This is a genomic window from Spirulina sp. LEGE 11439 (assembly GCF_059821285.1).
Window position 1 is genome coordinate 39,627 of record NZ_JCAMRX010000050.1, and the last position, 7,443, is coordinate 47,069.

The 7,443-nt window shown below is 41.8% G+C and carries 8 protein-coding genes; 7 read left to right on the top strand and 1 reads right to left on the bottom strand.

The window, feature by feature from the left end:
* The first annotated feature begins 18 nt into the window (after nt 1-18).
* From hpsB to AC6RV6_RS24165, 6 genes are all read left to right on the top strand, one after another.
* A complete protein-coding gene (hpsB, locus tag AC6RV6_RS24140; RefSeq protein WP_500243439.1) occupies nt 19-735 on the top strand; it encodes a hormogonium polysaccharide secretion pseudopilin HpsB in 717 nt (238 codons plus the stop codon).
* Nucleotides 736-794: 59 nt separating this feature from the next.
* Nucleotides 795-1,943, top strand: coding sequence for a hormogonium polysaccharide secretion pseudopilin HpsC (gene hpsC / locus AC6RV6_RS24145; protein WP_500243440.1), 1,149 nt, complete (start codon nt 795-797; stop codon nt 1,941-1,943).
* A gap of 39 nt (nt 1,944-1,982) precedes the next feature.
* Nucleotides 1,983-2,705, top strand: coding sequence for a prepilin-type N-terminal cleavage/methylation domain-containing protein (locus AC6RV6_RS24150; RefSeq protein ID WP_500243441.1), 723 nt, complete (start codon nt 1,983-1,985; stop codon nt 2,703-2,705).
* A gap of 122 nt (nt 2,706-2,827) precedes the next feature.
* Nucleotides 2,828-3,655, top strand: a complete 828-nt coding sequence (gene rpsB, locus AC6RV6_RS24155; RefSeq protein WP_500243442.1) for a 30S ribosomal protein S2 — start codon at nt 2,828-2,830, stop codon at nt 3,653-3,655.
* Between the two features lie 254 nt (nt 3,656-3,909).
* Nucleotides 3,910-4,626, top strand: coding sequence for a translation elongation factor Ts (gene tsf, locus AC6RV6_RS24160; RefSeq protein WP_500243446.1), 717 nt, complete (start codon nt 3,910-3,912; stop codon nt 4,624-4,626).
* A 141-nt stretch (nt 4,627-4,767) separates the two neighbouring features.
* Nucleotides 4,768-5,829, top strand: coding sequence for a hypothetical protein (locus AC6RV6_RS24165; protein WP_500243443.1), 1,062 nt, complete (start codon nt 4,768-4,770; stop codon nt 5,827-5,829).
* Between the two features lie 12 nt (nt 5,830-5,841).
* Here AC6RV6_RS24165 and AC6RV6_RS24170 read toward each other — a convergent pair whose 3' ends face one another.
* Entirely contained in the window at nt 5,842-6,645 is an 804-nt protein-coding gene (locus AC6RV6_RS24170; RefSeq protein ID WP_500243444.1) for a YwqG family protein, read from the bottom strand.
* 194 nt (nt 6,646-6,839) lie between these two features.
* Here AC6RV6_RS24170 and AC6RV6_RS24175 point away from each other — a divergent pair, with 194 nt between their 5' ends.
* Complete coding sequence (locus AC6RV6_RS24175; protein ID WP_500243445.1) at nt 6,840-7,424, top strand: GUN4 domain-containing protein; 585 nt, start codon at nt 6,840-6,842, stop codon at nt 7,422-7,424.
* Nucleotides 7,425-7,443 lie beyond the last annotated feature (19 nt).

A 7,443-nucleotide genomic window follows, 5' to 3' on the forward strand; every position in this document is an offset into this window, starting at 1 on the left:
TATCCTTCCTCAAGAACCATGAAATCCAAACGCCCTCTCATTTCTCCTTCGAATGGTGAAGCCGGCTTCACCATTATCGAATCCCTCCTCGCGGTCATCGTTGTCGGGATATTGATTGTCGCGATCGGCCCGGTGATTGCACTCTCTGCGGCGACGCGGATACAAGCACGGCGAGTAGATTGGGCGACCCAAGCCGCTCGAACTTACCTTGATGGGGTTCGCGCTGGAAGCATTGCGCCTCCGCCTATTGCTAGTACCACTGATACAAAAAAAAATCTGCACATCGACACCTTAAAAAGAGTCGGTCCACCAGACCCCAACACTCTCACTTGTTTAGCCCGAACTGTGAGAACTGAAAATGGTGCGGCGATCGATTATAACGACACGAGAAGCGGCTATTGTTCAGCCCCGAAAGCTGCTCCTCAATACGTCGTGTATTGCGTGGATGGCGATAATGATAACGCTTGTACGACTGATAGCTTGAGAGATTTTCTCGTTCAGGCTTCCGGACTTCAGTACACCACGACAACTACCGATGCAACGCGGGGCTATCTTTTGGGAATTCGCGTTTACCGCGCTGATGGTTTTGGCGACGGAACTGCTCTGAAAACAGACGAAAAAGCTAAAACGTTTGCAGGGGGGTTAGGCGATCGCAAGGCTCCAATTCTCATTACCATCACAGAAATTATCGGGTCGGGAACCACTTATCAAGACTTACAAAATCAATATCAATAGACAAACATTAACGCATTAAAAATTTGTAGATAGCAACTCACTTTTTCTGATAGAAAATCATGTTTAAGAAAAACATTCAAAAATCAGGGCATCTCAGTCGTTTAAAATTCTTCCTTCTGACTCGACTGGCGAGTAGAAGAAAAAAACTAGCAATTCAAGGTTATACGCTTATCGAGCTTCTGGTGGCGATGATTATTGCCGTTCTTGTCATTAGCCCACTCTTGGGACTGGCGGTCAATTTATTGCAAACCGATCGCCAAGAACAAGCCAAAGCCACTTCAGAAGAAGAATTGCAACTTGCGATCGATTATATTGCCCGAGATTTAAAACAAGCAGTTTATATTTACGATGGAGAAGCGCTCGAAGACAATCATAGCGATACTATTACAACATCTAGCGATTCTGGCATCCGAGACCAAATTCCGCCAATGGGTGGCGTAGGCGGTTCATTTAAAGGTTGCGAGAACGAAAATCTTTGCCAGCCTATTTTATCCTTCTGGAAACGCAAATCTTTTACAGATATTCTCCCTCAAGGAACTACCACAGACTGCACGGCTAATCCAGATGGTTGTGACGATACTTTTGTCTTTTCTCTCGTTACCTATTATCTCATTCGTGAAGATCCCAATGCGGCACCCGATACGGGGAATGCTTGGTCGAACACTGCCAGAATTGCAAGATTTGAAATTCACGATCGCGTCCAATATGTCGATAGCAGTGGAGCAACTCAGGTGCCAGAACCTGTAAGCAATGGATTTAATATGTTCGATCTAGATCTAGGGGGGTCTGATTTAGAAGGAAAGATGAATCGCTGGGTTAAAGGTACGGGGAATTATAACTCCAATGATATGCAAGTCTTGCTTGATTATGTCGATCAAACACCTGAAAATAATACTGTTGATGAAAATAATAATGCGACTTCTTCACCCCCCATAAAACAAAGCTGTCCCGACGATACCGATGTAACTGGTGCTAAGATTTGGGATGCAACACCCAGTCCTCAGACGACACCCCCTGATTTTCCCAATAGTTTCTATGTTTGTGTCAATGTTCAAGATACTGCCGCCATTATCTATTTACGAGGTAATGCTTTGGCTCGCATTCGCCCTGAAAGTAGAACTCCTCGCTATACAGATAATCGTCGTCGCGCTGGTTATTTCCCCAGTACTGAAACGGAAGTTCAGTCAATTGGAAGATTAGTTCAGTAAATTAAATTTTAGATCCTCAAGCGATCGGGAGAAATAACAATGAATTCCCTAATTTTTAAAAGTTGGTTCAGTCAATCTAGAAGTAAATTATCCCCTAAAATAACCCTTTCGACCGATTCAGGCTTTACCTTGATTGAATTAATTGTAGTTATTGTCATTATTGGTGTTTTGGCTGCGATCGCAGCTCCCAGTTGGCTTGGATTTGTCAATAGTCGTCGTGTTAATGGCGCAAATGATACTATATTGCAAGCAGTAAATGAAGCGAAAAATAAAGCCAGAAAAGAAAAACGTGCTTATAGCGTTAGTTTTAGAAGTCAGAATAATATTCCTCAAGTTGCCATTCATTCGGCTGATTTAGATCCAAATAATCTGGTTACACAAAAAGAAAGAGATATCATGGAAACAGTTTGGAAAATAGGAGATTTAGGAGACAAAATTGATGTTAAGCCTAATCAAATTGTTTTGCAAACTAATTTAGAAAATTATAATAAAACAGTTACTGGTTCTGTCAATAGCTTTAAAACGGTAACTGATAGCGATCCGCAATTGTGGGGAATTACTTTCGATCACACGGGAGAACTCCAAGAAATTGCTGGGGTTGCCAATACTCCAGAGACTAATTTAATGATTCGTGTAGGCATTAAAAATGCAAATAATAACGATCCAATAGAGTCAACATTACGTTGTATCGAAATCGAAACTTTGCTCGGTTCTGTAAGAATTGGACGCAATCGCAATGAGTGTCAAACAGTAACCAATTAATTGAGACCGATTCGTGTTATCCTAGAAAAGTTGTCAAAAAATCGCACACCGGGAATTTCGGGTGTTTCCCTAGAGAAACTCCCCCGGTGGAGGATAAACCCGAATACAGGAGAAAAAGAAAGATGCCCGTTGTTTCTCTATCAGATTTGCTAGAGTCCGGGGTTCACTTCGGCCACCAAACCCGCCGTTGGAATCCGAAAATGGATACCTATATCTATACCGCTCGCAATGGCGTTCACATCATCGATCTGGTGCAAACCGCTCAATTGATGGAAGATGCCTATGATTATATGCGGAATGCCTCCGAACAGGGCAAGCGTTTCCTGTTTGTCGGGACGAAACGCCAAGCAGCAGGAATTGTCGCCCAAGAAGCCAGTCGTTGCGGTGCTTATTACGTAAATCAGCGTTGGTTGGGGGGAATGCTGACGAACTGGGAAACGATCAAACATCGCATTGAACGCCTCAAAGAGTTAGAACGCTTAGAAGAGAGCGGGGGGATTGCTAAGCGTCCCAAAAAGGAAGCGGCAGTATTGCGCCGGGAACTGAATAAATTACAAAAGTATCTCGGTGGCATTAAAAATATGCGCCGCGCTCCCGATATCGTCGTTATTGTGGATCAACGTCGAGAATACAATGCGATTCTCGAATGTCAAAAATTAGGACTGCCGATCGTTTCTTTGTTGGATACCAATTGCGATCCCGATGTGGTGGATATTCCCGTTCCGGCGAATGATGACGCAATTCGCTCAATCAAGTTAATTATCGGTCGCTTGGCCGATGCGATTTATGAAGGTCGTCACGGTCAGCTAGAAAGCGAGGAAGACTACGAAGAATTCGAGGAAGTTCTCGATGAGACCGAAGAGGAAGACTTTGAGGATGAGGAAGAAGAAGAAGTCACCGCAGAGGAATCCACTGAAGGAGACGAGAGCAGCGATGATAGTGAAGAATAAGAGTTAGAGAAAAGAGGAAGCGATCGCGCGATCGCACTCCTCCCTCTCATTTCTCAGACCTGTCACACCGATCTAAAGAATATTTCTATTGCATTAGAGTCATGGCCAGAAACAAGAAAAAGAAACCTGCCAAGAAAACAGGAAGCGCTCCCAAGGCAGCTTCTCCCGCTCCTACTCCAGAAGAAACTCCCTCTCCAGTAGAAGCAGAAACTCCTCCTGCTATTGAAGAAAAACCTGCTCCCATAGCGGCCGAGATTTCTCCTCCTGTTGAGGATGCCAAAACTCCTGCAAAATCAGAGTCATCCGACCAGAAAGCGAAGATATCTCCCAAACTGATTAAGGAACTACGCGAAAAAACTGGCGCGGGCATGATGAAGTGCAAACAAGCACTCATTGAAAGTGAGGGCGATCCGGAAAAAGCCGCAGAATGGTTGCGGAAGAAAGGGATGATTTCTGCTGGGAAAAAATCGGGACGAGTTACGGCAGAAGGATTAGTGGGCAGCTATATTCATACTGGCGGTCGCGTTGGCGTTTTAGTGGAAGTCAACTGCGAAACAGACTTCGTGGCGCGTCGAGAAGAATTTCAAGAATTAGTCCGCAATATTGCCATGCAGGTTGCTGCTTGTCCGAATGTTGAATGCGTTAAAATCGATGACGTTGACCAAAATTTCATTGCTAAAGAAAAAGCGATTGAAATGGGTCGAGAGGACTTAGCGAATAAGCCCGAAAATATCCGCGAAAAAATTGTTGAGGGACGAATTAGCAAGCGCTTAAAAGAAATCACTTTGCTCGATCAACCATATATTAAGGATCAAAGTATCACAGTTGAAGAGTTAGTGAAGCAAACGATCGCGCAATTGGGTGAAAATATCCAAATCCGTCGCTTTAGTCGTTTTGTTCTCGGGGAAGGGATTGAAAAAGAAGAGAGCAACTTTGCTGAAGAAGTCGCTGCTCAAACCGGTCAAAAATAAATCGGTTAACTTGCGAGTTTAAATTAATTCTTAAGAGGCAAAAGCAAAGATTGATTCTTCTGCTTTTTGCCTTTTTCTCGTATTTCCCCAAACTGCCTTTGCTACCTACTGTTTACTGATAACTGTTCACTGTTCACGGAAATGGCTAAATCATTACAAAAAATCGAACAAGAACTGAACATGCTCTCCGAACAAGCTGAGGAGGTTAACAAAGAACTCCGCGATCGCTATGTTCATTATTTGGAACTTTTAGGGCATTCCCTCAAAAAACACTTATCAATGGTTACTTATCAAATTTGCACCCAAACTTATCCAGATTTATTTTTAAAGTTAAGCGTGCGGGAACGCCAAGAATTACAAGAAAAAATACGTGAAATTTGCAATGAAGGAGTTAAGGAATTAAATTCGGCTCTCGAACGTGCCGAAACAGTAAAATTGCCTTCTCCATCGAAAGATATTCGAGAAACAATTCTCAAAAAATTACCGATTACAGAAGAACAGTTAAAAATGTTACGCGAACGATTATTTCAAAGTGTAAAAGAAGAAGGAGAAGGAGAAAGAGAACAAATCAAGAAAAATAGCAAAGATGAGAGAGAACAAATCAATAATAAAACTCTCAATATTTTTGATGATGATGATAATGATGATGATGAAATTCTAGAGATTGAAAGTGATGATGATGAAATTGATGATAATAATGATGATGAAATTGAAGAACAAGAAGAAAATGATAATGAAAACCAAATACAAGATCTCAATCATCCCATTCATCTTGTTAATTTCTTGAAACGAGTTGAAAAAGTATTGGCAGATATTTTACACGATCTTTCCAATCAAGCCAATCAATTATTACAATCATCTGGAATTCTTTCTTCTCAATTTCCTTCACAAGTTCTAGAAGCTGCAATTGAAGCAGAAGGCTCGGGGGCAGCCGTGGGGAATTCTCCAAATACACTCAATTTGTTAATCGAAGCAGAAAACAAAAAATCATCGAAAGATTCTACGGTGATGCAAGTTACGGCAGTGCGTTTGCGCTTGGGTGAAATTGAATTTGCCGAACCGTCTTTATCTGTAGAGCGCAATCGCATTCGCGAGCTAGGTGGAAAAGTCAAAAAACTTTATAAATACTATGAACAATCAAAACGGCAGAAGGCGATCGCAGAAGCGGAAATTGCTTGGCGATCGATCTGGTACGAGCAGTAAAAAGGGAATCGATCAGTCACAATCCCAGTTGTAAAGGATATCTGTAAAATCTAAATTTTTCAGTGCGGAAAGTTTAATGAAAAAGTTACCAATTCCTGCATCTCCCCACATCAGTTTATCGTCATCTGTCGAGTCAATTTGCAAGAGCAGGCGATAGGCTTTTTCGCTTTCGAGATTTTCACGGGGATCGGATTGGGTAAAATAGGGATAACCTCCGACTTGATGACTGCCAACTTCAAAAAATTCTTCATACTCTTCGACAAAATCCCAGTATTCTGCTTCCGATCGCTCGGCAAATTCTGGTTTAAAGGTGGCATCGAATTGATAATCAAAAACCCCCATTGGGGCAGTTTTTAAGGTAAAGTCGAGACGATAGTTAATGCCATATTCTAAGGGCAAATCGTCGGGTTGAGGTAAAAAACTAAAGTCAGTTATCAGGTTTTCCGCGCGATCGCTAACTTCGGGAAAATAGAGAACTCGAAATCCGACTTGTTGATTCATATTGTCAAAATCCATCCCATAAAGATCGTCGCTGGCAATATAAAATTGTAAAATTCCTTGCTTGGGGAAATTTTCAAGGGGTGGGGCTTCAGCGAAGTTAATTTGTGCGAGTAAAAAAAGATAATCGCCATTGGGGGTTTTCGGATATTCAATATTTTGAGGAAGATAAGGAAATCCACCAAATTTGCTTTGCGTCCAAGTTGTTTCCGAAACGAGTTCGGGTTCAATGGCAAGATATGGCTGAAGGGTTGATTCGATTTTTTCTCGTACTGCTTCTAAAAGATCGGGTAATTCTTCTGTGAATTTGTAACTCATAAATAGATTGCGTTTGAACTGGGTAGATGTATTTTAAAATCGAATGTTGCGATCGCCGATTCTATAATTTGCAGGAATAGCGCGATCGGAAATATTAACGTCTAAGGGCATTTTATATCAATTCTCAATACCGATCGCATCTTTTCTTAAGTTTGTTAGGATAACTGAAAATACTTCTATCAAAGGTGGTAATTTTGTCTCAATGTCCGATTTGTCAAGCTGAATATATTGAAGGCGAAGCTCGCTATTGTACAACCTGTGATTGGTGTTTAAGTGAAAATTCATCACTGCACCTCGAAGCATTGAAGCCGGAAGAGCGCGATCGCATCGCTTGGGCCAAGCGAATGTGGATGCAGTTACAATCTTATTCTCAATTAGAAGTGACACTACAAGATATTCAAGCAGATTTACGACAAGCCTCGCAAGAAAGGGTCGAACTAACTCAACAAATCACTCGAATTTCTCAAGATTTAATGCCTCAATCTTCCGAACCAAAACAATCAAATTCAGAACCGGAAATCTCGATCGATTACACTCGTTTAGAGGCGTTATTGACAGCAGGAGATTGGCAAGAAGCCGATGGAGAAACGGCAAGATTAGCGATCGCGATTGCGCAACGAGAAAAATATGGTTTTTTGCTAGAAACTGATTTGAATAAATTTCCTTGTCGTACTCTGAAAGAAATCGATCGCTTATGGTTGAATGCAACAGAGGGAAAGTTTGGTTTGAGCGTCCAAAAAGATTTATATAGCAATTCCCTAATTCATGAGGTACAGTAGCAGCAATGAGTGTACCAAT

What these genes read in the sequence shown, in the direction of transcription:
- AC6RV6_RS24150 (WP_500243441.1), top strand. Translation starts at nt 1,983, where the DNA reads ATGAATTCCCTAATTTTTAAAAGTTGGTTCAGTCAATCTAGAAGTAAA.
- hpsB (WP_500243439.1), top strand. Translation starts at nt 19, where the DNA reads ATGAAATCCAAACGCCCTCTCATTTCTCCTTCGAATGGTGAAGCCGGC.
- AC6RV6_RS24170 (WP_500243444.1), bottom strand. Translation starts at nt 6,645, where the DNA reads ATGAGTTACAAATTCACAGAAGAATTACCCGATCTTTTAGAAGCAGTA.
- AC6RV6_RS24165 (WP_500243443.1), top strand. Translation starts at nt 4,768, where the DNA reads ATGGCTAAATCATTACAAAAAATCGAACAAGAACTGAACATGCTCTCC.
- hpsC (WP_500243440.1), top strand. Translation starts at nt 795, where the DNA reads ATGTTTAAGAAAAACATTCAAAAATCAGGGCATCTCAGTCGTTTAAAA.
- rpsB (WP_500243442.1), top strand. Translation starts at nt 2,828, where the DNA reads ATGCCCGTTGTTTCTCTATCAGATTTGCTAGAGTCCGGGGTTCACTTC.